This window comes from Desulfomicrobium baculatum DSM 4028 (assembly GCF_000023225.1).
In the GTDB taxonomy this organism is placed as follows: Bacteria; Desulfobacterota; Desulfovibrionia; order Desulfovibrionales; family Desulfomicrobiaceae; genus Desulfomicrobium; species Desulfomicrobium baculatum.
Window position 1 is genome coordinate 3,576,430 of record NC_013173.1, and the last position, 26,256, is coordinate 3,602,685.

General features: G+C 60.3%; 20 protein-coding genes. 13 read left to right on the forward strand and 7 right to left on the reverse strand.

What is annotated here, in order from left to right; translation table 11 throughout:
• Positions 1–35 precede the first annotated feature (35 nt).
• Positions 36–740, reverse strand: coding sequence for a Bax inhibitor-1/YccA family protein (locus tag DBAC_RS15820; RefSeq protein ID WP_015775326.1), 705 nt, complete (start codon positions 738–740; stop codon positions 36–38).
• 330 nt (positions 741–1,070) lie between these two features.
• On the opposite strand from DBAC_RS15820, the gene DBAC_RS19975 reads away from it, so the two are divergent.
• Both DBAC_RS19975 and DBAC_RS15830 read left to right on the forward strand, forming a co-directional pair.
• Entirely contained in the window at positions 1,071–1,466 is a 396-nt protein-coding gene (locus DBAC_RS19975; protein WP_015775327.1) for a prepilin-type N-terminal cleavage/methylation domain-containing protein, read from the forward strand.
• Positions 1,467–1,713: 247 nt separating this feature from the next.
• Positions 1,714–4,089, forward strand: a complete 2,376-nt coding sequence (locus tag DBAC_RS15830; RefSeq protein ID WP_043812963.1) for an acetate--CoA ligase family protein — start codon at positions 1,714–1,716, stop codon at positions 4,087–4,089.
• A gap of 3 nt (positions 4,090–4,092) precedes the next feature.
• Here DBAC_RS15830 and DBAC_RS15835 read toward each other — a convergent pair whose 3' ends face one another.
• From DBAC_RS15835 to DBAC_RS15845, 3 genes are all read right to left on the reverse strand, one after another.
• Positions 4,093–4,779, reverse strand: coding sequence for a four helix bundle suffix domain-containing protein (locus DBAC_RS15835; RefSeq protein ID WP_015775329.1), 687 nt, complete (start codon positions 4,777–4,779; stop codon positions 4,093–4,095).
• A gap of 14 nt (positions 4,780–4,793) precedes the next feature.
• Positions 4,794–6,740 carry an acetate--CoA ligase gene (gene acs, locus DBAC_RS15840; RefSeq protein WP_015775330.1) on the reverse strand — a complete coding sequence of 649 codons (1,947 nt, stop codon included), beginning with the start codon at positions 6,738–6,740 and terminating at the stop codon, positions 4,794–4,796.
• Positions 6,741–6,823: 83 nt separating this feature from the next.
• Positions 6,824–7,681, reverse strand: coding sequence for a LytR/AlgR family response regulator transcription factor (locus DBAC_RS15845; RefSeq protein ID WP_015775331.1), 858 nt, complete (start codon positions 7,679–7,681; stop codon positions 6,824–6,826).
• Positions 7,682–7,950: 269 nt separating this feature from the next.
• Here DBAC_RS15845 and lepA point away from each other — a divergent pair, with 269 nt between their 5' ends.
• From lepA to DBAC_RS18130, 5 genes are all read left to right on the forward strand, one after another.
• The gene (lepA, locus tag DBAC_RS15850; RefSeq protein WP_015775332.1) at positions 7,951–9,753 is read left to right on the forward strand and encodes a translation elongation factor 4; all 1,803 of its coding nucleotides are present in this window, start codon (positions 7,951–7,953) and stop codon (positions 9,751–9,753) included.
• A 56-nt stretch (positions 9,754–9,809) separates the two neighbouring features.
• Positions 9,810–10,412: a signal peptidase I gene (lepB, locus tag DBAC_RS15855; protein WP_015775333.1), complete on the forward strand. Its 603-nt coding sequence runs from the start codon at positions 9,810–9,812 to the stop codon at positions 10,410–10,412.
• A gap of 2 nt (positions 10,413–10,414) precedes the next feature.
• The gene (locus DBAC_RS15860) at positions 10,415–11,950 is read left to right on the forward strand and encodes a YifB family Mg chelatase-like AAA ATPase (protein ID WP_015775334.1); all 1,536 of its coding nucleotides are present in this window, start codon (positions 10,415–10,417) and stop codon (positions 11,948–11,950) included.
• Positions 11,951–12,029: 79 nt separating this feature from the next.
• Entirely contained in the window at positions 12,030–13,367 is a 1,338-nt protein-coding gene (locus DBAC_RS15865; RefSeq protein ID WP_015775335.1) for a M48 family metalloprotease, read from the forward strand.
• A gap of 64 nt (positions 13,368–13,431) precedes the next feature.
• Positions 13,432–15,786 (forward strand): mechanosensitive ion channel family protein, encoded by a 2,355-nt coding sequence (locus DBAC_RS18130; RefSeq protein WP_015775336.1) that lies wholly within the window; start codon positions 13,432–13,434, stop codon positions 15,784–15,786.
• Between the two features lie 593 nt (positions 15,787–16,379).
• Here DBAC_RS18130 and DBAC_RS15875 read toward each other — a convergent pair.
• Positions 16,380–16,838 (reverse strand): L-2-amino-thiazoline-4-carboxylic acid hydrolase, encoded by a 459-nt coding sequence (locus DBAC_RS15875; protein ID WP_043811145.1) that lies wholly within the window; start codon positions 16,836–16,838, stop codon positions 16,380–16,382.
• A gap of 116 nt (positions 16,839–16,954) precedes the next feature.
• Between DBAC_RS15875 and DBAC_RS15880 the strand changes: the two genes are divergently transcribed.
• The 4 genes from DBAC_RS15880 to DBAC_RS15895 all read left to right on the forward strand — a co-directional run bounded on the left by DBAC_RS15880 (position 16,955) and on the right by DBAC_RS15895 (position 20,101).
• A complete protein-coding gene (locus tag DBAC_RS15880; RefSeq protein WP_143890964.1) occupies positions 16,955–17,296 on the forward strand; it encodes a cereblon family protein in 342 nt (113 codons plus the stop codon).
• A gap of 201 nt (positions 17,297–17,497) precedes the next feature.
• Positions 17,498–18,346, forward strand: a complete 849-nt coding sequence (locus DBAC_RS15885) for a TatD family hydrolase (protein WP_043811147.1) — start codon at positions 17,498–17,500, stop codon at positions 18,344–18,346.
• Positions 18,347–18,794: 448 nt separating this feature from the next.
• A complete protein-coding gene (locus tag DBAC_RS15890; RefSeq protein WP_015775340.1) occupies positions 18,795–19,568 on the forward strand; it encodes a tRNA threonylcarbamoyladenosine dehydratase in 774 nt (257 codons plus the stop codon).
• Positions 19,565–20,101, forward strand: coding sequence for a DUF3750 domain-containing protein (locus DBAC_RS15895; protein ID WP_015775341.1), 537 nt, complete (start codon positions 19,565–19,567; stop codon positions 20,099–20,101). The genes DBAC_RS15890 and DBAC_RS15895 overlap by 4 nt, the downstream gene beginning before the upstream one ends.
• A gap of 108 nt (positions 20,102–20,209) precedes the next feature.
• Here DBAC_RS15895 and wrbA read toward each other — a convergent pair whose 3' ends face one another.
• Both wrbA and DBAC_RS15905 read right to left on the reverse strand, forming a co-directional pair.
• Positions 20,210–20,824 carry an NAD(P)H:quinone oxidoreductase gene (wrbA, locus tag DBAC_RS15900; protein WP_015775342.1) on the reverse strand — a complete coding sequence of 205 codons (615 nt, stop codon included), beginning with the start codon at positions 20,822–20,824 and terminating at the stop codon, positions 20,210–20,212.
• Between the two features lie 226 nt (positions 20,825–21,050).
• Positions 21,051–22,124: an adenine nucleotide alpha hydrolase family protein gene (locus tag DBAC_RS15905; RefSeq protein WP_015775343.1), complete on the reverse strand. Its 1,074-nt coding sequence runs from the start codon at positions 22,122–22,124 to the stop codon at positions 21,051–21,053.
• 193 nt (positions 22,125–22,317) lie between these two features.
• Here DBAC_RS15905 and recA point away from each other — a divergent pair, with 193 nt between their 5' ends.
• On the forward strand, positions 22,318–23,379 hold the full coding sequence (recA, locus tag DBAC_RS15910) for a recombinase RecA (RefSeq protein ID WP_015775344.1): 1,062 nt from the start codon (positions 22,318–22,320) through the stop codon (positions 23,377–23,379).
• 152 nt (positions 23,380–23,531) lie between these two features.
• Complete coding sequence (alaS, locus tag DBAC_RS15915; RefSeq protein ID WP_015775345.1) at positions 23,532–26,171, forward strand: alanine--tRNA ligase; 2,640 nt, start codon at positions 23,532–23,534, stop codon at positions 26,169–26,171.
• The last annotated feature ends 85 nt before the right edge of the window (positions 26,172–26,256 follow it).

A 26,256-nucleotide genomic window follows, 5' to 3' on the forward strand; every position in this document is an offset into this window, starting at 1 on the left:
CGAAAAGGAAAAGGGCGGCTTGCGGCCGCCCCGGATTAATTTCGGGAAGATCCGAAGAATCGCAGCAAAAAGAGAAACAGGTTGATGAAATCCAGGTACAGGGTCAGCGCGCCCAGGATGGTGCCGCGGCGGACGGCCACGGTGTCGTCCATGGGAGCGGACTCGCCCATGACTTTGAGCTTCTGGGTGTCGTAGGCGGTGAGGCCGGTGAAGATGAGCACGCCGATGCCGCTGATGACGAAATCAAGGGCGGAGCTGGCCATGAAGATGTTCACGATGGAGGCGATGATGATGCCAATGAGGCCCATGAACAAAAAGCTGCCCCAGCCGGTCAGGTCCTTCTTGGTGGTCGCCCCGTAGACGCTCATGGCTGCGAACATGCCGGTGCAGACGATGAAGGCCTTGAAGATGGAGGCCGCCGTGTAGACCATGAGAATGGACGACAGCGTGGCACCGTTCAAGGCACTGTAAAGCAGAAAAAGCCCCGTGGCGGTAAAGGCGGACATGCGGTGCACGGCCCCGGAGATGGCCAGGACTAGGCCGAACTGGGCAATTATCAGGCCCCAGAAAATGATGGGGTTGGCGAAGATGGCCTGGGCAATGGCGGGTGTGGTGGCCACGGCATATGCAACCACGGCGGTCAGCCCCAGCCCCAGGCTCATCCAATTGTAGACCCCGCGCAGAAAAAGGTTGGTCGCCTGCACATCGGTGCGGGTCTGGGAAACAGTCTGGAAATTCATTGTTCCTCCACGTTATTATTATGTTTTTTGCTATTAATGGGCTTTGGCAGAGCAGGATATTTTGAAATTTCAAGAGAGAGGCGCGTCCTGATGCCTTATAAACTAAAAATCAGCCCCTTCTGATTTAGGTCATCTGGGGCGCAAGTCAAGGATGGGCGGAGTCCAGCCCAAAAATGGGCTTGAGCTGACAAATTTTGTCAGCATAACTGTCCCAAATTTGTTCGCCTTTGTCTAACCAAACGGAAATAAAAGAAATGACATCTTGGCACGGATAGTGATAGTAGCCCATCACAAGCATGGATATTTAACCCAACGTTATTGGAGGATTGTATGAACCGGTTCAGAAAGAATGAAAAAGGCTTCACCCTGGTCGAACTTTTGATCGTTGTGGCAATTATCGGTATTTTGGCCGCGATCGCGATTCCGCAGTTTACGAAGTATAAAAGAAATGCAGCGGAAGCTTCTTGTGAAGCTGATTTGCGAAATTGTATGAATGACGCCGCAGCTAGATTTGCTGTGAATGGTACGGACAATAACCAAACATGCGAAATTCCGGGGACCTTGCTGACAGGCGATGACTTTTCTGTTCAGAATAATGGAACTATACGCTTTGTAACTGGTAATCAGTACTATTCGGCTCAAAATACTGAGCTAAATTATGCGGGATACGACTTCTATGTTCAGATTGATGAGGGCGCAAACGCAAATTGTACTCTTGCTCCGTAGTATTTTTTAGAATAATTAGTAATTGATTCTATCAATAAGCCCTCGTTAATTAATTAGCGAGGGCTTAATCTTTCTCAAAGGTCAGAAAAGTAAGTGAAAAGGGGCCAAGTCTCTTTTTAATTTTTGTCAAGCACCCAGATGATCTCCTCAATTTTCCACTCTTGATCGATAATCCCGCTCCGGGCATGATGGCTTTCATCATCCTCTCCAAGGAGCGCCTGTGAATTCATCCGATTATATCGACTTTATGGCCATCACGGCCCTGTTTCAGCAAGCCCACGCCGAATTCAGAAATTTCCTCTACGAATACGAAGTCTACACCCTGCTCTCCAAGTCCGGAGCCGAGACTCCTCCGCGTTCCCATCTGATGTTGCGCGGGGCGCGGGCTTCTGATGAGGATTTGGTGGGAATTCCCGGGGAACGGGCCGTGCTCAAGATTGTTTCTCCGACCATTGTGCATAAGACCGAGGTTGGCGGGGTGCGGATTGTGGCCAAGACGCCCCAGAGCGTGCGCTCGGCCCAGCGGCGCATGCTCTACGAGGTGCCGGAGAATTATGCGGCCTGGATCGAGCGCAACCCCGACGCCGCGCCGCCCTCCTACCGAAATCTCAGCGGGCAGGCCTTGGTGGCAGCCATCAGCCGGGACGTGAAGGGCGTGCTGCAGGTGCAGTTCATGCCGCCGGATTCCGATACCTTCGGCCACGAGCTCATCGTGGGCCTGCGGCGCACTCGCGAGTTCGGCATGATTGTGAGCGCCGGCCTGGGCGGCACGGACACGGAGCTTTACGCCCAGCGCTTCCGCAAGGGCCAGGCCATTGTGGCCGCGTCCACCCTCATGACCGACGGCCAGACATTTTTCGAACTTTTCCGCCAGACCATCTCCTACAAGAAATTGGCCGGGTTGACCCGGGGACAGCGCCGCATCGTCGCCGACGAGCAGCTCATCGAATGCTTCGAGAGTTTCGTGGCCATGGCCAATTTCTATTCGCCGGATAATCCGGACGCGCCCTTTGTCATCGAAGAGCTGGAGGTCAACCCCTTCGCCTTCACCGATTATCTGATGGTGCCGCTTGACGGCATGTGCCGCTTTTCCCTGCCGGAAGATCGTCCTGTAGCGCGTCCCGTGGGCAAAATCCAAAACCTGCTGCACCCGCAGCGCATCGGCATCATCGGTGTTTCGGCCACGCGCAGGAATTTCGGGCGCATCATCCTGGAAAACATCCTGGCCCAGGGCTTTGACCCACAAAGCGTCACCATCCTGCGCGAGGGTGCCCCGGACAAAAGCGGCGTGCAGTGCGTACCGGATCTGGCCGCCCTGCCGCACAAGCTCGATCTCTTGGTCGTGGCCGTGGGCGCGGCCCAGGTGCCGGACCTGGTGGAGGAGATCATCAGCCGGGATGCGGCCCACGCGGTCATGCTCATCCCCGGCGGCATGGGAGAGACCGAGGACAGCCGCGAACGCGCCGCCCAGGTCGTGGCGCAGATCAATGCGGCCCACAGCAGGGGTGACGGCGGCCCGGTCTTTCTTGGCGCCAACTGCATGGGCGTGGTCTCCCGGCCCGGGCGCTACGACACGTGGTTCATTCCCGAGGAGAAGCTGCCGCGCGACCGGGGCAAGCCATACCGCCGCGCGGCTTTGGTCAGTCAGAGCGGTGCCTTCATGCTGCACCGCAGCAGCCAGTGCCCCGAATTGGTCCCGGCCTATATGATTTCGATGGGCAACCAGACGGACCTGACTCTGGGGGACATGGTCAGTTATTTCAAGGACTCCGATCAGGTGGATGTCATCGCTGTCTACGCCGAGGGGTTCAGCGATCTTGACGGGCTGGCCTTTTGCCGCGCTGTGCGCGAGGCCGTCATGGCGGGCAAGGAGGTGGTCTTCTACAAGGCGGGGCGTACGCCGGAAGGCAAGTCCGCCACCAGCGGCCACACTGCGTCCCTGGCCGGAGATTTCATGGTCTGCGAGTCCTGCGTGCGTCAGGCCGGAGCCATTGTGGCCCAGAATTTCAACCAGTTTCAGGATCTTTTTCTGCTGGCCGAAACCCTGTATGGCAAGAAGATCCGGGGCAATCGGCTGGCGGCGGTCAGTGGGGCTGGATTCGAGGCTGTGGGCATGGCCGATTCCATTCAGAGCGACGACTATTCCATGCAGCTTGCGCCCTTCGCCCCCGAGACCGTGGACAAGATCGCCGCAGTGCTGCGCGAAAAACGCCTGGACGCACTGGTGGGCATCGTCAATCCGCTCGACATCAACCCGGCGGCCGATGACGACGCCCACGCCCGCATCGCCGCCATCCTGGCCGCCGACCCCGGCGTTGACGCCGTGGTCCTGGGCCTGGACCCCCTTTCCCCGGCCATGCACACCCTGGCCGAAACGGATGTCCCGGCCTTTGACCTGCACGCCGAGAGCAGCATCGCAAAGTTGCTGCCGGACGTGGCCGGTCAGAGCGACAAGCCCATCATCGGCGTCATCGACGGCGGCCGCCTCTACGACCCCCTGCGCGACGCGCTCATGGCCGAGGGCGTGCCGGTCTTTCCGGTCTGCGACCGGGCGGTGACCGCCCTGGCCCAGTATATTCAGGCTCGGCTCTATGCCGATCTGTTGCGCGGCGGCCTTGGGTGAGATTTACGAGCGGCGCTTCGAGCGAAGGCGGTACAGCCGTTCGGTGAAGCCGCCCTCCTGAGGGAAGTCTTCAGCCTGGGCGGCAAGCTGGCGGTCCAGAAGATGGCAGGCCAGGTTCAGGAGGGAAAGGGCGGCATTGGCAGCCAGGGTTTCAGGGGAGAGGGGTTTGGCGGGGGGAATGAACCCTCTGGACTGACACGGACGAACACGGACGGGCACGGACCCCGGAACTGCCTGAACGCCTTGGCCTTGTGCGTTGTCCGTGGCGGTCCTTGTAAGTCTGTGTTCGTCCATTCTTTTTATTTCTTCGGCCACCCACTGCCGCACATCATCCAGCTTTGCACAGCGCCTCGCTTTGAACCGCTTTAGCGCCGGATGCTCCGCCTCAAGCTGTGGCAAACCGCGCTGGCGCAAAAAATCCTCATAATCCAGGCGAAGCTCTTCCAGGCTGGCCCGGGCCACGCTCGTCAGCTTGAGTTCCATCTTTTTCGACGTGCCCGAAGCCTGGCTGCCCTCGGCGATGTTTTGCACGCCGGAACGGGCGGCCTGGACCATCTGGTCGTGGGTGCGGCTTCGCCTGTTTACCAAGCGTTCGCAGAACAGCACCGTCACGTCGTAGACCAGTTGCGCGACCTGAAAGCTTTTGAGGCTTCGATAACCGCCGTGCTTTGGTATAAGCGCTTCGATCATGGTCTTCAGGAGGCCTAGTCTTCGACGACGGCACCTAGGTCGACCTCGAGCCCCGCTTCCCTGGCCTTCAATACCCGGCGCACGATCTTGCCGCTGCGGGTGCGGGGCAGGGCCTCCACGAACTCCACGGAGCGGATCACGGCCACGGGGCCCACTTCCTTGCGGATATGGGTTTTGAGCATGCGGATGATTTCGTTGTGGTCGTCCAGGGCTGCGAATTCCGGTTGCAGCACGATGAAGGCCTTGGCCACTTCGCCCTTGATCTTGTCCGGGATGCCGATGACGGCGGCGTCGGCCACGGCCTTGTGGGCGAGGAAGGCGTTTTCCAGTTCGACGTTGCCGATGCGGTGCCCGGCGATGTTCATGACGTCGTCGGAGCGGCCATGAATCCAGATCAGGCCGTCCTCGTCGCGGGTGGCGATGTCCCCTGCCCAGTACTTGCCGGGACCCAGGGGCCAGTAGGTCGCCTCGTGCATCTCCGGCTTGCCGAAAATATCGAGCAGCATGGACGGCCAGGGCTTGGTCACCACCAGGTTGCCGGCGACTCCGTCCTCCACGCGGTTGCCCTCCTCGTCGACAATGTCCACCTCGATGCCCGGCATGGGCCGGTGCACGGAGCCGGGTTTCAAAACCGAGACCGGGAAGGGCGTGATCATGCACCCGCCCGTTTCTGTTTGCCACCACGTATCGAGGATGGGGCACTGGGAGTGCCCGATATACTTGTAGAACCACAGCCAAGTGTCCGGCGAGATGGGTTCGCCGACGCTGGCCAGCAGGCGCAGGGTGGAGAGGTCGTGCATGCGCGGATACTGGTTGCCGTAGCGCATGAGCATGCGGATGACCGTGGGCGCGGTGTAGAGGACCGTCACCCCGTAGCGGGCCACGATGTCCCACATGCGGTCGGCCTGGGGATAGAGGGGGTGCCCCTCGTACATGACCGTGGTCGTGCCGGCGATGAGCGGGCCGTAGACCACGTAGCTGTGGCCGGTGATCCAACCCATGTCGCCGGTGCACCAGAAAATGTCCGTGGGCTTGATGTCGAAGACCCAGTCCAGCGACCGGTGCAACCCCACCATGTACCCGGCATGGCCATGCACGATGCCCTTGGGTTCGCCCGTGGTTCCCGAGGTGTGCAGGATGAAAAGCGGATCATCGGAATTCATGATCTCGGTTGCCGCATCCGAGCGTTCCTGGCGCACCAGGGCATCGTACCAGATGTCGCGGGCCTCGCCCATGTCCACGTCCAGCTTGGCGCGATTGACCACGACCACGGTCTCCACGCAGTCGCACCCTCCCACCAGCGCCTCGTCGACGGTGGCTTTCAGGTTGACGATGCGGCCGTTTCGATAGAATCCGTCGGCCGTGACCACCAGCTTGGCCTCGACCTCGGTGATGCGCTGGCGCAGGGCCTTGGCCGAGAACCCGGCAAAGACCGCGCAATGCACGGCCCCGATCTTGGCGCAGGCCAGCATGGCCATCATGGTCTGGGGGATGAGCGGCATGTAGAGAACCACCCGGTCGCCCTTGCCAAGTCCCAGGGAACGCATGGCATTGGCCAGCTTGTTCACCTCACGGTAGAGCTCGTAGTAGGTGTACTTCTTGGTGTCTCCGGCCTCGCCTTCCCAGATCAGCGCCAGCTTGTTCTTGTTGGCGGTCTCGATGTGCCGGTCCAGGGCGTTGTAGACGATGTTGCACTGGGCTCCCTTGAACCAGTGGTAGCGCGGCGCTTCGGAGTCATCCAGCACCGTGTCCCATTTGTGGAACCAGTCCAGCTCCTGGGCCGCGTCTTCCCAGTAGCCAAGAAAGTCGGCCTTGGCCGAGGCCTGGGCCGTGGCGAATTCCTGCGGGTTGACATTGGCCTCGATGACCAGTTGGGGCAGGGGACGGAAGACGAGTTCCTCGCTATAGGCCATGTCGGTTTCTTTCATGGCGTTCTCCTTGCGCGGCAGGCCGCGTTTCATGCCTCGATCCATTTGTGTACTCATTTTTGTATTCGGGGAAAGCCCATTCTCGGCTAAAGGTCTTATGCGGCAGGTAAGCGCCGCTAGAGCTGCAAAATTTTCTTCAGTTCGCCGATGCGCCGCCTGCTGACCGGAAGCTCGATCTTCTTGCGCCCGGCCGTGCGCAGCATGAAATTGCCGCCGGGCATGGAGGCGATCTCCGTGACCATGTCCAGGTTGACCAGATATTTGCGGTGCACGCGGCAGAAGCGATGTGGGCGCAGCCGCGCTTCCAGGTTCTTGAGTCGGTAGGAGGTCAGGAAGCGATCCTGAGCCGTGTGCACGAAGCTGTAATCCTCGTAGGCCTCCACGTACACGATTTGCGTGTAGGGGATGAGGATGTGCCGGCCTTCCTGGTTGACAGGAAGCTTCTCGATCTCCGGGGAGCGCTCCCGGCTCATGTCCCAGGCTTGGCGCAGGGCGTTGACGAAGATCTCTTCCTCGTCGTCGCCCATGGAAAGCTGCACGGTCTCTTCGCTGATGTGCTGACGGGACTGCAGGGGCTGGGTCGGGGGCGCGGCCTTTTTGCGCGGAAGCAGCGGGCGCAGGCGCTCGATGGAGCGCGCGAAACGGTTCGCGTTGGCGGGCCAGAGCAGATAGTCGGCGGCGCCGAGTTCGAAGGCGGTGAAGGCCTGATCCTCTTCCGTGGCCAGAAAAATGAGCGCCGGAGGGTCGTCGCCCTGGGCCAGATGCGCGGCTAGTTCCATGCCGCTGACCCCGTGCGGCAGGTCCGTGCCCATGAAAAAGACATCGTAGGGAATAAAGGTCAGCATCTCCAGGGCCTCAAACGAGGACACCGCTTCCCCGAGCACGGCAATCTCCTTGACAGGGGAGAGCATGTCTCGCAATTGAGACCTGACTTCGGGGTCCGGGTGAAGAAGCAACGCTTTGAGTTTGGACATGGCGCCAGCCTGGTCGCAGGTAATGGGAAAACGATCATATATCCTTGATTTCAAAAGTTCTCAAGTTTTGTTCGCGTCTCCAATGCCAGCCACGGGGTGAGACCGTTCTTTTTGCCGATTTTTGGCTTAACTATCTGAAGTGGTTTATTTTTATTACGTCCTGTCGAAATTTTTCCCGCCGTGCGCTCAATGGACATCCAAAAGAAAATCAAATATAAAAAAATGTTTTATCCGTAATGAACGCGAGTCTCTCTCCCAACACAGGACATATGGCAACACAAGAAAATATTAGAAATTTCAGCATCATAGCCCACATTGATCACGGCAAGTCAACCCTGGCCGACCGGATCATGGAAAAGACGGGGCTCATTTCCGATCGCCAGAAAAAGGACCAGTACCTGGATCGCATGGAGCTGGAACAGGAACGCGGCATCACCATCAAGGCCCAGAGCGTGCGCATTCCGTACAAGGCCAAGGACGGCCGCGACTATATCCTAAACCTCATCGACACGCCCGGCCACGTGGACTTCTCCTACGAAGTCTCGCGCAGCCTGGCCGCCTGCGACGGGGCGCTGCTGGTGGTCGACGCCACCCAGGGCGTGGAAGCCCAGACCCTGGCCAACGTGTACATGGCGCTGGACAATGATCTGGAAGTGTTGCCCGTCCTGAACAAGATCGATCTGCCCAGCGCCGAGCCCGAACGGGTGGCGGAGGAGATCGAGGAAGTCATCGGCATCGACTGCACCGACATCGTCAAGGTTTCGGCCAAGTCGGGGCTGGGCGTGGAAGAGCTGCTTGAGCGCCTCGTGGAGCGGGTTCCGCCGCCAAAGGGCGACACCGAGGGGCCGCTTAAAGCCCTGATATTCGACTCCTGGTACGATTCGTATCAGGGCGTGGTCGTACTCTTCAGGGTGCTGGAGGGACGGGTCAAGAACGGCCAGCGCGTGCAGATGTGCGCCACGGGCAAGAAGTTCGAAGTGACCAAGCTCGGCGTGTTTTCACCGGAACCCACGGATATAAAACAGCTTGCGGCGGGCGAGGTCGGCTTTTTGTGCGCGGCCATCAAGGAGCTCAAAGACGCCCAGGTCGGCGACACCATCACCGATCCGGACAATCCCACGAATTCTCCTTTCCCCGGGTTCAAGACCATCAAGCCCATGGTCTTTTGCGGCCTTTATCCCGTGGAGCCGGGCGAATACGACACATTGAAGTCGGCGCTGGAAAAGCTGCAACTCAACGACGCGGCCCTGTACTACGAGCCCGAGACTTCTCAGGCGCTGGGTTTTGGTTTCCGTTGCGGGTTTCTGGGGCTCTTGCACATGGAGGTCATCCAGGAACGCCTTGAGCGCGAGTTCCAGGCCAAGCTCATCGCTACGGCCCCTTCGGTGATATACCGAGTGACCCGTATTGACGGCGTGACCTTTGACATTGACAATCCGAGCAACCTGCCTCCGCAGGAAAAGATCCAGTCCATCGCCGAGCCTTTCGTGCGCATGGAGATTCACGTTCCCAACGATTATGTGGGCAACGTGCTGGGGCTTTGCGAGGAGAAGCGCGGCATCCAGAAGGACATGCGCTACATGACGTCCACCCGCGTGGTCATCAGCTACGAGCTCCCCTTCTCGGAGATCGTCTATGACTTCTTCGATCGCCTCAAGTCCGTGACCAAGGGCTTCGCCTCCCTGGATTACGAGGTCATCGACTACCGGGTGGCCGATCTGGTCAAGCTGGATGTGCTCATCAACTCCGAGCCCGTGGACGCCATGGCCGTCATCGTGCACCGCTCCAATGCGGCGTACCGGGGCCGGGCCCTGGCGCTGAAGCTCAAGCGGGTCATCCATCGCCAGCTGTTCGAGATCATCATCCAGGCCGCGGTGGGCAGCAAGATCATTGCGCGCGAGCGGGTCTCGCCCATGCGCAAGAACGTCACGGCCAAGTGCTATGGCGGCGACATCACCAGAAAGCGCAAGCTCCTGGAAAAGCAGAAAGAAGGCAAGAAGCGCATGAAGCGCATGGGCAGCGTGGAGATTCCACAGGAAGCGTTTCTGGCAGCCCTCCAGTCAGACGAATAGATTCTTATTTTTGATAACAACTGCGTTGGCAGATTACGTATCAGGCAGGTACAGACATGAACCCTCGTTGGCAGACAATGCTCAAAGAATACGCCGAAGCCCTTATCGTGGCGCTGATTCTGGCGTTTTTTATTCGTTCCTTTGTGGTCCAGGCATTCAAGATCCCATCCGGATCCATGCTCCAGACGTTGCAGATCGGCGACCATCTGCTGGTCACCAAGTTCGCCTACGGCGTGAAAATCCCGTTCACCAACACCATGATCATCGAACGTGAAGGCCCGGAGCAGGGCGACATCATCGTTTTCGAATTCCCCGAAGATCCGTCCAAAGACTTCATCAAGCGCGTTATCGGCGTTCCCGGAGACGTCATCGAGATCCGGGACAAGAAGGTTTTCCGCAACGGCGTGGAGCTGCAGGAATCCTACATTCAGCATGTGGACTCCTCCACGTCCGTGCCGCGGCGCGACAATTTCGGGCCGGTGATGGTGCCCGAGAACAAGTACTTCGTCATGGGCGATAACCGCGATGAATCCTACGATTCGCGTTTCTGGGGTTTCGTGGAACGCAACACCATCGAAGGCAAGGCCCTCATCCTGTACTGGTCCTGGGCCAGCCTGACCGACATCCGTTGGGAACGCATCGGGCAGCTGGTGGAGTAGGCATGATCGCCAAAGTCTCCACCGCCGCTTTGCTGGGAATCGACGGATTCTCCATCGAGCTTGAGGTGGACCTGGCGCGTTCGGGCATGCCGGCCTTCATCATGGTCGGCCTGGCTGAAGGCGCGGTGCGCGAGGCCAAGGAGCGCGTTTTCTCGGCGCTCAAGAATTCGGGCTTCAAGCTGCCGCCCAGCCGCATCACCGTGAACATCGCCCCGGCCGACGTCCGCAAGGAGGGCTCGGGCTATGATCTCCCCTTGGCCCTGGGCCTTCTGGCCGGGGCCGAAATCATCCCGCAAGAAAAGCTCTCCGGTCTGTATCTGGCCGGGGAGCTTTCGCTTTCCGGAGAGCTCAAGCCCGTGCCGGGCGTTCTGCCCCTGGCCCTGCGGGCTCGCGAGGCCGGTGCCCGGGGCATGATCGTGCCCGAGGCCAACGGCAGGGAAGCCGCCGTGGTGCAGGGCTTGCCGGTTTTTGGCTGCAAGAGTCTGGCCCAGGTCGTGCGCTTCGTGCTTGGAGAGGAATGCCTCGACCCGCTGGTTTGCGATGTGGAGGGGCTATGGGCCGAGCGCGAGCACTTCTGGCGCGACTTCTCCGAGGTCAAGGGCCAGGAGCGGGCCAAGCGGGCCATCGAAATCGCCTGCGCCGGCTCGCACAATATGCTCTTCATCGGCCCTCCGGGCAGCGGCAAGACCATGCTCTCAAGCCGCATCCCCACGGTATTGCCCCCCTTGAGCTTCGACGAAGCCCTAGAGGTGACCAAGGTCTATTCCGTGGCCGGGAAGCTGCCCCCGGACCAGCCGCTGATGGTTTCCAGGCCATTCAGGTCGCCCCACCACACCATTTCCGACGCCGGTCTCATCGGTGGCGGCCAGTACCCTCGGCCGGGAGAGCTCTCCCTGGCCCATCGGGGCGTGCTCTTTCTGGATGAACTGCCAGAATTCAAGAAGCACGTCCTTGAAGTCCTGCGCCAGCCCCTGGAAGAGGGCCGCGTGACCATCTCACGGGCCGCCGTGTCTCTTGAATACCCCGGCGACGTCATGCTTGTGGCGGCCATGAATCCCTGCCCGTGCGGCTATCTGGGCGACGAGAAGCATCACTGCTCCTGCACGCCCATCCAGGTCCAGCGCTACCGTTCTCGCCTTTCGGGGCCGCTCCTGGATCGCATCGACCTGCATGTGGAGGTTCCGGCCGTGCCGTACCGCGATTTAAAGCAGGAACAGGGCAGTATCAGCTCCGCCGTCATGCAGGAACGCATCAACGCCGCCCGCACGGTGCAGCGGGAGCGCTACGCAGGGCTGCATTTTTCCTCCAACTCCGAACTCTCCGGCAAGTGGCTAGAGCGTTTCTGTCCTCTGACCGCCAAAGAGCACGACTTCCTGGAGGGCGCGGTGCAGCGTCTGGGCATGTCGGCGCGTGCCTTTGTGCGCGTGCTGCGCATCTCCCGCACCATCGCCGATCTGGCCGGAGACGACACGCTCACGGTCACCCATCTGGCCGAGGCCATCAATTATCGGGGTCTGGACCGCCAGAGCCGGGAATAAGGCGTTGTCCGGGTGGGTTGTCAGCGTGCGGGCCATTGGTGTAGGCTTCGCGCATGAATCTTTACTGGAGGAGTCGAACATGAGCTCTATTTTTGACGATCGTGCCTACCGGGGCACTCTGACCCGCCGGGACTTCATCAAGCTTTCCGCCCTGGCCGCCGTGTCCACGGCCGTGGCCGGGTGCGCTGCCAATCCCGTGACCGGGCATAGCCAGCTCATGCTCATGGGCGAGGGTGAGGAAATCCAGGCCGACAGGGCCAGTTCGCCGCACCAGTTTTCCGCCGACTACGGCCTAAGCCAGGACACGGCCCTGAATGCCTATGTCAGCGGCGTGGGCGCTCGTTTGGCCCGGGTCACGCACCGCGCGCACATGCCGTACAAATTCAATGTGGTGAACGCGACATATGTGAACGCCTACGCCTTTCCAGGGGGAAGCATCGCCGTCACGCGCGGCATTCTGGCCGAACTGGACAACGAAGCCGAACTGGCCGGACTGATCGGCCATGAACTCGGGCATATCAATGCCCGGCACACGGCGGCGCGCATGTCCAAGAGCAAGATTCTGGGCGCGCTGGTCGGAGGTGCTTCGCTTATCGCCGGTACGGCCAGCCAGAGCCTGGGCAATCTGGCGGGGACCGTGGGCGGACTGGGGGCCAGCCTGTTTCTGGCCAAATACAGCCGCGAGGACGAGCGGCAGGCGGACGAACTGGGCATGGAATACATGGTCGGCGCCGGCTACACGCCTCAGGGCATGGTCGGACTCATGGATGTGCTGCGTTCCATGAGCAAGCGTCAGCCCAGCGCCATCGAGGCCATGTTCTCCTCGCACCCCATGAGCACCGAACGTTACGAAATGGCCGTGGCCCGATCGCGTACCCGTTTCGGCGGTAGCGGGAATCTGCCGGACTACCGGGAGCGCTACATGGACTCCACGGCGAGGCTGCGCAAGCTTGGTCCCATGTTCAAGCTGTTTCAGGAAGGGGACAAGGCCATGGCCGCCAGGGAATACGCCGTTGCCCAGAGCCGCTACGCCGAGGGCCTGAAGCTGTCTCCCAATGATTATGCCGGGCTGGTCATGATGTCCAAGTGCATGATCGCCCAGAAGAACGGCAAGGGAGCCGCAGACTATGCGGCCAGGGCCAAGCGGGTCTATCCCACCGAGGCCCAGGCCCAGCACATGCACGGCGTGGCCTCCATCCTCAACAAGGATTATGCTGCGGCGCTGGCCGATTTTTCGGCTTACGAGCGGATCCTGCCCGGCAATCCCTCGACGGTTTTCATGAAGGGCTTTTCCTACGAGGGCATGAAGAACAAGCAGAATGCGGCTCAGGAATACCATCGCTACCTGAAAGTCGTGACCCAGGGCGAAATGGCCCAGCACGCCTATTCCAGGCTAAAAACCTGGGGATACCTCTAACCCTAGCGGCTCACAACCAAAAGAGGCCATTCGGGAACGGGTGGCCTCTTTGTTTGAGGGAGATATGCAGATAAAGATATTCATTTTGACGGTTATGTTCGCGTGCCTCTCCAGTCTGGGCGGCTTCGCCGTGGCCGAAGAGGCCCAGCCCGTTCCTGAGAACGTGACGGTTCTCTCCTCTTTTTTTCAGACCAAGGTCAAGGAAGTTGCCGATCTGCAAAGAGATATGGATCTTTTGCAGGCCGCGCTTGAAACGCAGGAGGAGGGCTTCAAGGCCGCCCTGGATTCTGCCCGGAGTCGCCTGCAGACTCTTGAGATCATGGCTCGGATGGTCAAGACGAACCCGTACGACATGCGCGTGGCCCTGGCCGAGGCCACGTACCTGCAGTTGACCTTGACCAAGGATTCCCAGCCCCTTGAGGCCCTGGCCAAGGAGATAGGGTCGAAGGCGGTCACCATCGACGCCCTGCAGGAGGACTTGGAGCGCAAATGGGCCTCAGGCCTGGATAAATCCGTGCGTGACGACGTCCAGGGCATGCGCAAGAGCGTCGCTGCCGTGGACAGGCAAGCGCAGGATTTAAGGACCCGGGTGGACAAACTGCAAGCCCAGATGGTCGAAATCCAGACCCGCACCGCCGAATGGGTGGCCACCTTTCAGACCCAGTTGCCCATGATCTGGAGAGCGGAGTTTTTGGACGCCAAGGACTTCCGGCTGCTGCCCGCAACCGGCGCGGACGTCCGCAAGGATCTCGTGGACTGGTTTTCGAACCTGAGGGTTCTGTTTGTCAGCCAGTATTCTTCCGTGGCCCAGGAGCGGGAAGACTGGGTCGGCATGTTCGTGCTTTTCTGGCTGCCCTTTATCTTTATTGGCTTTGCCGCCTATCGATTTCTGGAGGACGTGTTTGAAAACGCCCGCGCGGGCGGACGAATGACCTCGGCCTTCGGCATCCTTTGTCTGTCCCTGGCGCTGTCCCTGCTGGCCGCTTTTCTCGCCGGGCAGGTCAAGCAGACCTCCCTGCTTCTGGTCGCCACGCACGTGCTCATGCTGCTCGGGGTACAGGCCCTGGCCTGGGTTTTCCGCAACGTGCGCGGGCGGTTGCAAAAAGACAGTTTGCAGCCGTTGCTGCCGCTGGTCTTTTTGTCCCTTAGCGTGGCGGTGCTGGATATCCTGCGCCTGCCCCAATGGATGGAGCATCTCGCCTGGGTGTGCCTGGTGGTGCTCAGCAGTCTTTTTTTCGGGATGATCCAGCCCGAACTGCGCTATGAACGCCTCATCCGGCGGGTGCATCCCTATGCGATGGCGATCCTGGTGGCCGTGGCCGTGCTCGGCTGGGGCAATCTGGCCGTGCTGGCCAGCACCCTGTGGGGCGTGCTGGCCTTGGCGGTGCAACTGGGGATCGGCGCATCGAGCGTGGTGCGGGTGGTGTTCGAAAAACTCGACAAGACCGGCTTCAAGGCGCTGGTGGCGGATCTGGCCGTGACCTTCCTGACGCTTTTTGTCTGGCTGTTCGTGGTGCTCGGGGTCATGGCCTGGATCTCGATCAACCTTGGCACCAACGTTGTTTATGAAAAGCTGTCGACACTGGAATTGAACTGGGGTGACTTCTCCTTCAATTTCCTGCGTCTTGGCTTTGTCCTTCTGCTGTTTCAGGTTGTCCGTTCCCTGGCCCTGGCCTGGAAAACGGTCCTTGATAGCGAGAATTTGCGCTGGAAAAATATCGATCACGGCGCGGCGGCTTCGCTCCAGCGCATAGGAATCTATTGCCTGTGGCTGCTCTATGGCCTGTTGACCGTGAACCTGCTCGGCATCAGCCTGACCAATTTCGCGGTCATCGCCGGTGGTCTTTCCGTGGGCATCGGCTTTGGCATGCAGGCCATCTTCAGCAACTTCATCAGCGGACTCATCCTGCTCTTTGACCGGGCCATTCAGGCCGGGGACGTGATCGAGGTCAACGGAGTCTGGGCCAAGGTCATGAGCGTGAACATCCGCAACACCGAGGTCCAGACCTTCGAAAACGCCAAGATATTTTTGCCCAACTCGACCCTTATCGCGAACCAAGTCACCAACTGGACGCACCGCAACGATGTGCGCATCCGGCGGGACGTCCTTGTGGGCGTGGCCTACGGATCTGATGTGCAGCTGGTCAAGAAGATCCTGCTGGAGGCGGCCTCCGATCACCCTGCCGTCATGTCGAGCCCCGAGCCCTGGGTCATTTTCAACGATTTCGGGGCCAGCTCCCTTGATTTCATCCTGCGCTTCTGGGTGCGGCACGTTGATCTTGGTCTCTCCTCGTGTTCGGAGATTCGCGAGGTCATCGAAGCCAAATTCCGCGAGCACGGCGTGGAGATTCCTTTTCCGCAGATGGATGTGCATATGCGTCCCGGTGACGGGGTGCTGCAGGTCAACTCCAAAGAATAAGTCCGCTGACTTTGACAAAAAGGGCCGTCCTTCCGGTGAAGGGCGGCTCTTTTTTTGTGGCGCGGCAGGTGCGCGGCATGATGTTCGTATGTGCCCGCAAGCTGGAAACGCACAACCAGGAACATGCCGGAGCATTTAAATACAGGTTTTGAACACGTTAGGAACACGATTGGCAACCGGGCATGGCCGGGCAATATGAGTTTGTATATTTGTAGATAACAGTAGTAATATGTTGAAATAAAATATTTAGTTAGGAATATTGCCTTGGGTTTATTGCTCCGAAGCAGATGAGAATGTTCAAATAGCAACGCAAAAAGCAGAACATTCGCGCGCCGTGAAGTTTTGAACACGAAGCGAACAGTTCCGGGGCGTTGAGATGCCTGCGCCGTTGACCATGATTTTTATAGTGTCCGCAATGTTGCTAAATTAGCTAACTATTTGAAATAGAAGTGTTTAATATCGACATGTCGGGATTGCAGATGGAGGGAGGCCAGGGCGGATTGTATACGGAGTTACCGCGCGACAACGCGTGTCTGTCTGTGCGTAACTTTTCTTATACTCTGAAATAATTGTTTATTTTTTGAACATTAGCGTCATTCGCGCCATGTGAATGTGAATTGGCAGCACGGATGGTCTTGCATGATGGTTTGAGAGCGCCGCATGGACAGGCAGGGACTGTAGCCGTTGGCGAACGGTTCATCGCGAGCGCAGGAGAGGATGAAACCAAGCTCGGGGTTCAGGCCCATGCCGGCATAGGCGCGTGCGTAGGCGCAGTCCGTGACAGTGAAGGTGAGAGTGGAAGCAGCCAGGCGGACGTCTCTTATGGTCAGGGCGTCATCTTCCTTCCAGCGTTCAAGGATCGTCGCGAAATGTTCCAGGGTCGGCCCATGCGGGGCCTGGCGGGCAAATGCTTGGCCCGCGGTCATGGCGTCGGCCTGGATGGCTGCGGTGAGAATTTTCTTGGCCGACTCCGGGCTCATGTTTTCCAGCAAGGAATTCCAGATTCGGGCGACAAGTCCGGCTTGGGCTGTGCGCGCGGCGATCATGCTCATGGGGCCTCTTTGCTTTCGGTGGATACTGGGATACTGGGCGGAGAATGTTCACAATGGATGTTTCCGCATGTTTTCGGGAAAGCGATTTCCCCGCCCAAGGCCCGGTTTTGGAGGACATGGACAGCTCCGAACTGGACGAATCCGGCCGCAGTGCCCTGCTTTGCCGGACCTGTGGCCAACCCGTGACCCACCTCCGGGACCGGATCGCAGTGGGTGGAAAGCATGTGCATGCCCTGTTCAACCCCTCGGGCATCCTTTTCGAGGTCGGCTGCTTTGGCCAGGCTCCGGGATGCCGCTTCGAGGGGGAATTCACCCATGCCTTCACCTGGTTTGCGGGTTACGCGTGGCGTTTTGCCATGTGCCGCCGCTGCGCCGCCCATCTCGGATGGGAATACCGCGGCGCGGACGGGGGCTTTGCGGGGTTGATCATGGCCGAACTGCGGGAGTCGCAGTCATGACTTGTCTTTATCTTTGGGCTGCAGACCGCAGCTCTTCGATGCCGGGCCTCAGCCCTGAATGCCGATTTTCGGAAACACGACCTTGACCAGCACCACCCAGATGCCGACCAGAAGCAATATGTACAATAAGCTTTCCATTCCAACCTCCCTGAAGTTGTGTCCTGACTTCTTTTCATGCGCACGCCGGGGGGCGGAGTCAACATGCACGGGCGAAATCAAGGCATGAACGGCGCGGATTCTTTACTCGCGTCCGGTCTGCCTGACCTCGTGGACGCCCATTGCCACCTGCAGGACGGCTTTTTGCGTCACGCTCTGGAACCTGCCTTGCTTCGGGCCCGCGCCGCCGGGGTGCGCATGATGTGCTGCAACGGCACCCACGCAGGAGATTGGCGGTATGTGCTGGGGCTTGGGCGCAGCCACGCCGACATCTGCGTGTCCCTGGGTCTGCATCCCTGGTATGTGGGAGAGCGGGGGACCGATTGGCTGGCCCGCCTTGAGGAGTTGGTGGCGGACAATCCCGTCGGGATAGGCGAGATCGGTTTGGACAACGCTTTGGACGCGCGCAACGACGTTGAGCAGGAAGAGGTTTTTTTGGCCCAGATGGAGCTGGCTGTGCGTTACAGGCGTCCCGTCACCATCCACTGCCGCAAGGCCTTCGGCCGTTTGGCGGATCTGATCGGAGCCATGCGCGAGCGGCCGCCGTATATGATGCTGCATGCCTATGCCGGGTCCCATGAGATGGTCCCGGTTTTCGAGAAGCTGGGCTTTTACATTTCCATTTGCGCCTCCATCACCAGGACCGCGAACCGCAAGGCGCGTACGGCCTGCGTCCGGGTTTCGCCCGACAGGCTGCTGGTGGAGTCCGACAGCCCGGCCATCGCGCCCGTGGGCGTGGATTTCGAGCGCAACGAGCCTGCCTATCTGCCCATGGTGGTCGATGTGCTGGCAGAGTTGCGGGGGGAGAGACCGGAGGTGGTGGCGGCGCGGACGGCGGCCAATGCAAGGCTGTTTTTCCGGTGTTGCGCGGGCGGGGACGCGGCTGCGGAATGAAACGTAGGGGCAGGCCTGCGTGCCTGCCCTTGCCTTTGTGTGACGGTCTGCCTACGGACCGTGAAAACAGAACGGCCAGGCGAGCGCTGGGCATGCCCGTGTGTGGCCGCGCGGCGGCCTGTGGGTCCGTTCCGCCCGCGCCGTATCGAAACTCCTTCGCCGGCCTCGTAAGGGCCAATCGCCGCCCCATGAACGACGGCTAGTTTTTCGGGCGGCCCGCGACGATTGCCCCAACGATGCCAGGCTCAGTCAGACAGTCGATCCGTCGCGGGCGGAACGGACCCACAGGCCTTTGACCAGGTCGATTTTTGAAGAATGGCTTCATGGTGTAGAGTCACCGGATGACCCGTAGGGGCAGGCCTGCGTGCCTGCCCTGGCCTGCCTGCCCTAGCCTGCGTGCCTGCCCTGGCCTGCGTGCCTGCCTGAACCTTATATTGGAGAGCGATTTATGATGCGTTTTGCCCGGACCATGCAGCTTATCGGCGAGGAAGGGTTGACCAGGTTGCAAGGTGCCACCGTGGCCGTGTTCGGTCTGGGGGCCGTGGGTTCCTATGTGGTCGAGGCCCTGGCCCGGGCCGGGGTGGGAAGCCTCGTGCTTTTTGATCACGACACCGTGAGCCTGTCCAACATCAATCGCCAGCTCTTTGCCTTGCAGTCCACCGTGGGCCTGTACAAGGCCGAGGTCGCCAAGGAGCGGGTGCTGGACATCAACCCGGACTGCGCCGTGGAGGCGCGGATTCAGTTCGTGGATGGTGAGAATGTGGCCGGGCTGATGGAGCCGCGATTCGACGTGGTGGTGGACGCCATCGACGGGGTCAACTCCAAGGTCAACCTTATTGTGGCGGCCCGCGAGAAGGGGCTCGCGGTGGTGGCGAGCATGGGCGCGGCGGCCAAGCTTGATCCGTCCAAGATCAAGGCCGCGGACATCTCCAAGTCCTTCATGTGCCCTCTGGCCCAGATCATCCGTAAGCGGTTGCGCCGTCGGGGCGTGACATCGGGCGTGCGCTGCGTCTTTTCGACCGAGACGGCGCAGAACAAGAACGAGCCCGTCATCGAGGAAGCGCCGGAGCAGGGCGTCAGCGGTCGGCCGCGTGCGCCCATCGGCTCCATCTCCTACCTGACGGGCATGTTCGGGCTGTTCGTGGCCAGCGAGGTTGTGCGCGTCCTGCTCGGCGGGTTCGAACCCGTCAACTGCGATAAAGACACCAAGGGGGAAGAATGAGGGTTCGTCTGGCTCTCCTGTGCATCGCGTTGCTGCTGTTGTCCTGTTCCTCAAACCAGGACTGGCGTACGGCCAGTCGGGAATCGGCCGGAATCGCGCCCGATCCGGCTCAGACCCCGGAGGCCGTGCTGCATGTCTATGGCGCCGACGCCTGGGGTTGGCGCGGCTGGTTCGCCATCCATACTTGGGTCGCGGCCAAGCGCACAGGCGAGGATTCCTATACGGTCTATGACGTGGTGGGCTGGAGGGCTTCCAGGGGTAATCCGGTCGTACGCATCGCCAAGGATGCGCCGGATCGTTACTGGTACGGAGCCACGCCCCGCTTGCTCAAGGAGCTGAAAGGACCGGGCGTGGATGCGGTGATCGACGATGTGGAGCGCGCCGCGAGAAATTATCCGTGGCCAAAGGAATACAAGGCCTTTCCCGGTCCCAACAGCAACACCTTCGTGGCCTGGATCGGGCAACAGGTGCCGCAGCTGGAGCTTGATCTGCCCTTCTCTGCCATCGGCAAAGGCTATTCCGGGCTGAACTGAACTGAGCGCTGCCCGATCACGGCAGCCGTTTTGCTTGCCGCCGCGCGTTCCGCAGGTAAAAGAAAACCCCGCAATCCAGGGATGTGCGGGGTTTTTGTTATAAGGCGACTAGTTCTGTTTGAGCTTCAGCCCGATTTTGGCTAGGTGCCGGGCCTGGAATCTCACTCCTTCCAACTCGTTTTCCGAGGGCAGGCGCGATCCGTCGCCGCCGGCGATGGTGCTGGCGCCGTAGGGCGAACAGCCGGTGACTTCATCAAGGCGCATCTGGCCCTGGAATGTGTAAGGCAGGCCGACCACTACCATACCCTGGTGCAGCAGGAAGGTGTGGAAGGACAGGATGGTCGACTCCTGGCCGCCGTGCTGGGTCGCGGAGGATGTAAACACGCCGCCGGGTTTGCCGACAAGGGTTCCTTGCGCCCACAATCCGCCCGTGCCGTCCAGGAACTGCCGCATCTGGCCGGTCATGTTGCCAAAACGGGTGGGCGTGCCGAAGAAGATGGCGTCGGCTTCAGCCAACTCGTCCACAGTGGCCACAGGCACGTCGGCCTGGGCCTTGGCTGCGTCCAAGGCACCCATCTTGGTCAGGATGGCTTCGTTTAACGTCTCGGGTACGCGGCGCAGGGCCACCTCCACTCCGGGGATTTCAAGCGCTGCCGCTGCGGCCGCTTCTGCCATGGTGCGGATGTGTCCGAACATCGAATAATAAATGATCAGCATTTTCATGAATACTCTCCATGCGTTGTGACCAGGATTGGGTCACAAGTTTGTTGGTTTTGATACGTATTACTATTGACGGCCATCTTGCTATGAGTCAAGGGCGATGGGCGAAATAATTGGAAAAGCCCAGCTCTTTTCGGCTTTGATACGGAATTTTGAGGTGCAAAGATACAAAAAAGAGGTTTTTGCGGTGAAGAGCGGGCCGACAGGAGGAGAATACGTGCCGAAAGGGTCAGACTTCAGCCAGCTTGCGCTCCCAAATTTTTTGCTGCGCCCTGGTCTGGGGCCAGGTCAAATTATCCTCGAAACCGTGGGCCATGTCGGGGCGGACTGAAATGATGCGTTCCAGGCCGTGCCGCGCAATGGATACGTCCACCAAATCCCCGTGTTTTCTGGCCTTGGGGGAAAAGGATGCCAGGCAGGCCGCCGCCTCGGCCAGGATCTCCTCCGTCCAGTCCTGTCCGGGGATCGGGACGCCGACAGCATTGGGGCCGGGGAAATTTTTGAGCACAAAGACGTACTGCTCGGGGCTGACCAGCTTCAAGAGTTTTTGGTTGTCCTTGTGATCCCGGCCCATGACCATCCAGTGGTCGGTGACCGCGTCCGCCTCCCTGCGCCAAAGCTGGCGGCCGACGTTGGCCAGATCGAAATATGGGCTGAGCGGCTTCGGAAAGGCCCGCAATATGGGCCAGTAGCGCCGGGCGGATTCCCGTTCTCCCAGGCGACACCCGCCGGCCTGAGTGGGGATTTTGGTGACGCCCAGTTCCTTGGCCAGGGCGTATTGCCCTTTGCGTCCGCGTCCGACCAGGGACCGCAGTTTGGCGCGATCGACCAGGCCGGACTCCTCCATGGGCGTGATGGGGAGTAGTCCCGCGCTTAAGGGGCGCAACAGCAGGTCGCGCACATCGGCGTCGTTGCGGATGATGTTCAGGGTGTCGGCGCGTTGGGACATGGGGCGCTGCCCGAGGACCTCGCCGGAGATGAGATACGAGGCGCCGTAGACCGGCAGAAGTTCCTTGGCCCGACGCAGCATGAGGATCTTGCAGTCGACACAGGGGTTCAGGACCTTGCCGAAGCCATGGGGCGGAAATGCGGCCATGAGGTCCACGAACTCCTGACCGACGTCGATGATGGTAATGGGAATACCGTATTCCCGTTCCCATTCGGGCACCTGGTCCGGCTTGCCGAAAAAAGGGCTGATAAAATGCAGCCCGAGAACCTTGTGTCCGAGGCTTTGCATCAGCTTGCTGGACAGGATGCTGTCCAGACCGCCGGAAAAAAGTGAGAGCGCGTCAAAAGTGTTCATGACCCGTGCTGCTAGCCAAAGCCCGAAGGCGGCGCAAGGATGAAAAATACATACAAGCCCCCCATTTTCACGCACTGCGCGGGAATTGTAAGAAATTCCGGATCGCCTGAAGAATTGTCTTCCAAAACCATATTTGCTACGAATCACTGCTTGTCCGTTTTTCGGAAAACCCCCAACTCTCATGGAGCTGCTCATGGCCCGACCAAAAAACGTTTCTCCCGAAGATGCCCGCCGCGAAGCGCTGGAAACCGCGCTGGCAACAATCGAGCGCCGCTACGGCCTGGGCTCGGTCATGCGTCTTTCCGATACATCCCATCAGGTGGTCCCGGTCATTCCCACAGGTTCCATAGGTCTTGACCTGGCACTGGGCGTGGGCGGCATTCCGCGCGGCAGGGTCACTGAAATTTTCGGGCCTGAATCGTCCGGCAAGACCACCCAGGCACTGCACATCATCGCCGAGGCCCAGAAGCGCGGCGGCGTGGCGGCCTTCATCGACGCCGAGCACGCCCTGGATATCAACTATGCCCGCAGACTCGGGGTCAAGACCGAGGACCTGCTTATCTCCCAGCCCGATTACGGCGAGCAGGCCCTGGAGATCGCCGACATGCTGGTCCGCTCCAGCGCCGTGGACGTGGTCGTGGTCGACTCCGTGGCAGCCCTCATCCCCCAGGCCGAACTGGAAGGAAGCATGGGCGAGACCCAGGTTGGCGGCCAGGCCCGGCTCATGTCCCACGCCATGCGCAAGCTGACCGGCACGATCCACAAGTCGCGCACATCCATCATTTTCATCAACCAGCTGCGCATGAAGATCGGCATGACCGGCTATGGCAGCCCCGAGACCACCACCGGCGGCAACGCGCTCAAGTTCTACGCCTCCGTGCGCCTGGACCTGCGTCGCATTCAGACCTTGAAAGACAAGGAAGAATCCTACGGCAACCGGGTGCGGGTCAAGGTCGTCAAGAACAAGATGGCTCCCCCCTTCCGCGAGGCCGAGTACGACGTGCTCTTTGGCACCGGCATCTCCCGTGTCGGCGAGTTGATTGATCTGGGCGTCGAACAAGGCGTGGTCGACAAAAGCGGCGCCTGGTATGCTTTTGGTTCCGAACGGCTTGGCCAGGGCAAGGAGAATGTGCGTGCCTTTTTGCAGGACAACGACGAGTTGCGCATGCAGATCGAACGCGCTCTGCTCGAACATCTGGGCATGCCGGTTGCGGAGGATGCGGCCGGCGCGGTCGTGCCGGAAGCTGCCGAGTAGGAGATTTGTTTTTTTAGGAAACAGCAAAGGCATGGATTTACCCTAACGGGTACGCGCCCGCCTACCCTGACGGGCACACGTTCGCGGGAATCCATGCCTTTTTTTATACTATACAGGCCCCGCCGCAGAAGGGCCGCAACGAGGTGAATAAAGTGATCAGTGCCGGTGAAATTCGCAAACGGTTTTTGGAATATTTTCAGCAGCACGGACACAGCGTGCAGCCCAGTTCTTCCCTGGTGCCTCAGGACGACCCGACCCTTTTGTTCACCAACGCGGGAATGGTCCAGTTCAAGAAAATTTTTCTGGGCCAGGAGAAGCGTGATTACACCAGGGCCGCCACGTCCCAGAAATGTCTGCGCGTCGGCGGCAAGCACAACGATCTTGAAAATGTGGGGCGCACGGCGCGTCATCACACTTTTTTCGAGATGCTCGGCAATTTTTCTTTTGGCGATTATTTCAAGGAAGACGCTATCCGCCTGGCCTGGAATTTTGTGACCGTGGAGCTTGGTCTCGACAAGGAGAAGCTCTTCGTGTCCATCTTCCGCGACGACGACGAGGCAGGGGAACTGTGGCAGAAAGTGGCCAGCGTGCCGGGCGAGCGCATCTTCCGCCTCGGAGAGAAGGACAATTTCTGGGCCATGGGCGACACCGGCCCTTGCGGCCCCTGCTCCGAAATCTATGTAGACCAGGGTGCGGACATGGCCTGCGGCCCGGATTGCGGCATCGGCAAATGCGACTGCGACCGCTATCTGGAAATCTGGAATCTGGTCTTCATGCAGTTCAACCGCTCCGAGGACGGAACCCTGACCCCGCTGCCCAAGCCCAGCATCGACACGGGCATGGGCCTGGAGCGCATCACGGCCGTATGCCAGGGCAAGCGTTCCAATTTCGACACCGACCTCTTCCAGGGCCTCATTCAGGCCATGGCCAAGAAGGCCGGCGTGGCCTACCATCAGGGCGAGGATTCGGACACGGCGCTACGTGTCATCGCCGACCACAGCCGCTCCATCGCTTTTCTGCTGGCTGACGGCATGCTCCCGTCCAACGAAGGTCGCGGCTACGTGCTGCGTCGTCTGATCCGCCGCGCCTATCGTTTCGGCAAGCTGCTCGGCTTTGACGAACCCTTCCTGTGCGAGACCACGGACCAGGTCGTGAGCGAGATGGGCGACACGTTTCCGGAGTTGGTCGCCAGCCGGGAGTTCATGGTCCGCGTCGTGCGCCAGGAGGAAGAGCGTTTCGGGGAGACCCTGGACAAGGGCCTGCGCATCCTCGAGGACGAGATGGCGTCGCTGGCCGCCGCAGGTAGCAAAACCATCACCGGCGAGACGGCTTTTAAACTTTACGACACCTATGGCTTCCCTCTCGATATCGTCAACGATATCGCTGAGAAGCAGGGTTTTTTGGTAGACGAGGCGGGTTTTCGCGAGCACATGTCCGTGCAGAAAAAGAAATCCAAGCAGGCCTGGGCCGGTTCCGGCGACAAGGGCCTGGCCGGTCAGTTCGCGGCGCTCATGGGCGCTGGACTGGAGTCGGAATTCATCGGCTATGATTGCCTGGCCGCGACCAGCCGTATTGTCGCCCTGCTTGATGCCGAAGGCCAGCCTGTCGAGCGTCTGCGCTCGGGCGTTGGCTTCATGGTCACTCTGAAGACGCCGTTTTACGGCGAATCCGGTGGTCAGATGGGCGACACGGGCCGGGTGCAGGCCCCAACGGGTAGCGCTCGCGTGCTTGATACTTTGAAGCCCGCGCCTGCGCTGATCGTGCACAAGATCGAGATCGGCGGTGGTGAAATTCTGGCCGATCAGGAAGTGGAACTTTTTGTCGAGGAGGGGGAGCGCATCGCCACGGCGCGCAATCACTCCACTACCCACCTCTTGCACGCGGCCCTGCGCCGGGTGTTGGGCGAGCATGTCAAGCAGGCCGGATCTCTGGTCGGCCCCTCGCGTCTGCGTTTCGACTTCACGCACATCTCCGGCCTTTCGCCGGAAGAGCTGCGACAGGTCGAGGACGAGGTCAACCGGGCCATTCTGGCCGACGCGCCCATCGTGACCCAGGTCATGTCCTATGACGCAGCCGTGCAGCAGAAGCAGGCCATGGCCCTTTTCGGCGAGAAGTACGAAGCCGATGTGCGCGTGGTTGAGATGGCCGGCGAATCCGTGGAGCTCTGCGGCGGCACCCACTTGGCCTCCACGGGCCAGGCCGGGTCGTTCGCCCTGCTGTCCGAGGCGGGCATCGCCGCCGGGGTGCGGCGTATCGAAGCCCTGACCGGCTGGGACGCCCTGCGCCATTGGCAGGCTCAGCGCGAGGAAGTGCGCACGGTAGCCGCCACGCTCAAGGCCGCGCCGCATGAGCTGGGCAAGAAAATCATCGCGCTGCAGGATCAGGGCAAGGCGCTGGCCAAGGAGCTGCAGACCCTGCAGGCCAGAGTCATGTCCGAGAGCGGCAGGGATCTGGCGTCGGAGGCCAAGGACATCTCCGGCATGAAGGTCCTGGCCAGGAAGGTTGACGCTCCAGACATGAATGCGCTCAGGAATCTCATGGACGATCTGCGTTCCAAGCTCTCAAGCGGTATCATCGCCCTGGCCGCCGAGATCGACGGCAAGGCCATGCTGGTGCTCGCGGTCAGCAAGGATCTGCACGGGCGCTACACTGCCCCGGCGCTCATCAAGGAAGTCTCGGACGAGATCAAGGGCGGTGGCGGCGGACGGCCCGAGCTGGCCCAGGCCGGTGGTTCCGAGCCCGAGGGCATAAGCCGGGCGCTGGCGAAGCTGGAAGCCTTTTTATCCAAGTAGGAACACGAGCCGCCGGACATGGCGGCTCTTTTTTTTTAGACAGGGGGCGAGGCGGTTTGCAAGAGCGGGCGAGCCGAAGAGGCCC

Coding starts and splice junctions, on each gene's coding strand:
- wrbA (WP_015775342.1), bottom strand. CDS start 20,824: ATGAAAATGCTGATCATTTATTATTCGATGTTCGGACACATCCGCACC.
- DBAC_RS15845 (WP_015775331.1), bottom strand. CDS start 7,681: ATGTCCAAACTCAAAGCGTTGCTTCTTCACCCGGACCCCGAAGTCAGG.
- lepB (WP_015775333.1), top strand. CDS start 9,810: ATGAACCCTCGTTGGCAGACAATGCTCAAAGAATACGCCGAAGCCCTT.
- DBAC_RS15820 (WP_015775326.1), bottom strand. CDS start 740: ATGAATTTCCAGACTGTTTCCCAGACCCGCACCGATGTGCAGGCGACC.
- recA (WP_015775344.1), top strand. CDS start 22,318: ATGGCCCGACCAAAAAACGTTTCTCCCGAAGATGCCCGCCGCGAAGCG.
- DBAC_RS15885 (WP_043811147.1), top strand. CDS start 17,498: ATGCACGGGCGAAATCAAGGCATGAACGGCGCGGATTCTTTACTCGCG.
- DBAC_RS15835 (WP_015775329.1), bottom strand. CDS start 4,779: ATGATCGAAGCGCTTATACCAAAGCACGGCGGTTATCGAAGCCTCAAA.
- DBAC_RS15895 (WP_015775341.1), top strand. CDS start 19,565: ATGAGGGTTCGTCTGGCTCTCCTGTGCATCGCGTTGCTGCTGTTGTCC.
- DBAC_RS15880 (WP_143890964.1), top strand. CDS start 16,955: ATGGACAGCTCCGAACTGGACGAATCCGGCCGCAGTGCCCTGCTTTGC.
- DBAC_RS15860 (WP_015775334.1), top strand. CDS start 10,415: ATGATCGCCAAAGTCTCCACCGCCGCTTTGCTGGGAATCGACGGATTC.
- DBAC_RS15905 (WP_015775343.1), bottom strand. CDS start 22,124: ATGAACACTTTTGACGCGCTCTCACTTTTTTCCGGCGGTCTGGACAGC.
- DBAC_RS15890 (WP_015775340.1), top strand. CDS start 18,795: ATGATGCGTTTTGCCCGGACCATGCAGCTTATCGGCGAGGAAGGGTTG.
- lepA (WP_015775332.1), top strand. CDS start 7,951: ATGGCAACACAAGAAAATATTAGAAATTTCAGCATCATAGCCCACATT.
- DBAC_RS15865 (WP_015775335.1), top strand. CDS start 12,030: ATGAGCTCTATTTTTGACGATCGTGCCTACCGGGGCACTCTGACCCGC.
- DBAC_RS19975 (WP_015775327.1), top strand. CDS start 1,071: ATGAACCGGTTCAGAAAGAATGAAAAAGGCTTCACCCTGGTCGAACTT.
- DBAC_RS15830 (WP_043812963.1), top strand. CDS start 1,714: ATGGCCATCACGGCCCTGTTTCAGCAAGCCCACGCCGAATTCAGAAAT.
- acs (WP_015775330.1), bottom strand. CDS start 6,740: ATGAAACGCGGCCTGCCGCGCAAGGAGAACGCCATGAAAGAAACCGAC.
- DBAC_RS15875 (WP_043811145.1), bottom strand. CDS start 16,838: ATGAGCATGATCGCCGCGCGCACAGCCCAAGCCGGACTTGTCGCCCGA.
- DBAC_RS18130 (WP_015775336.1), top strand. CDS start 13,432: ATGCAGATAAAGATATTCATTTTGACGGTTATGTTCGCGTGCCTCTCC.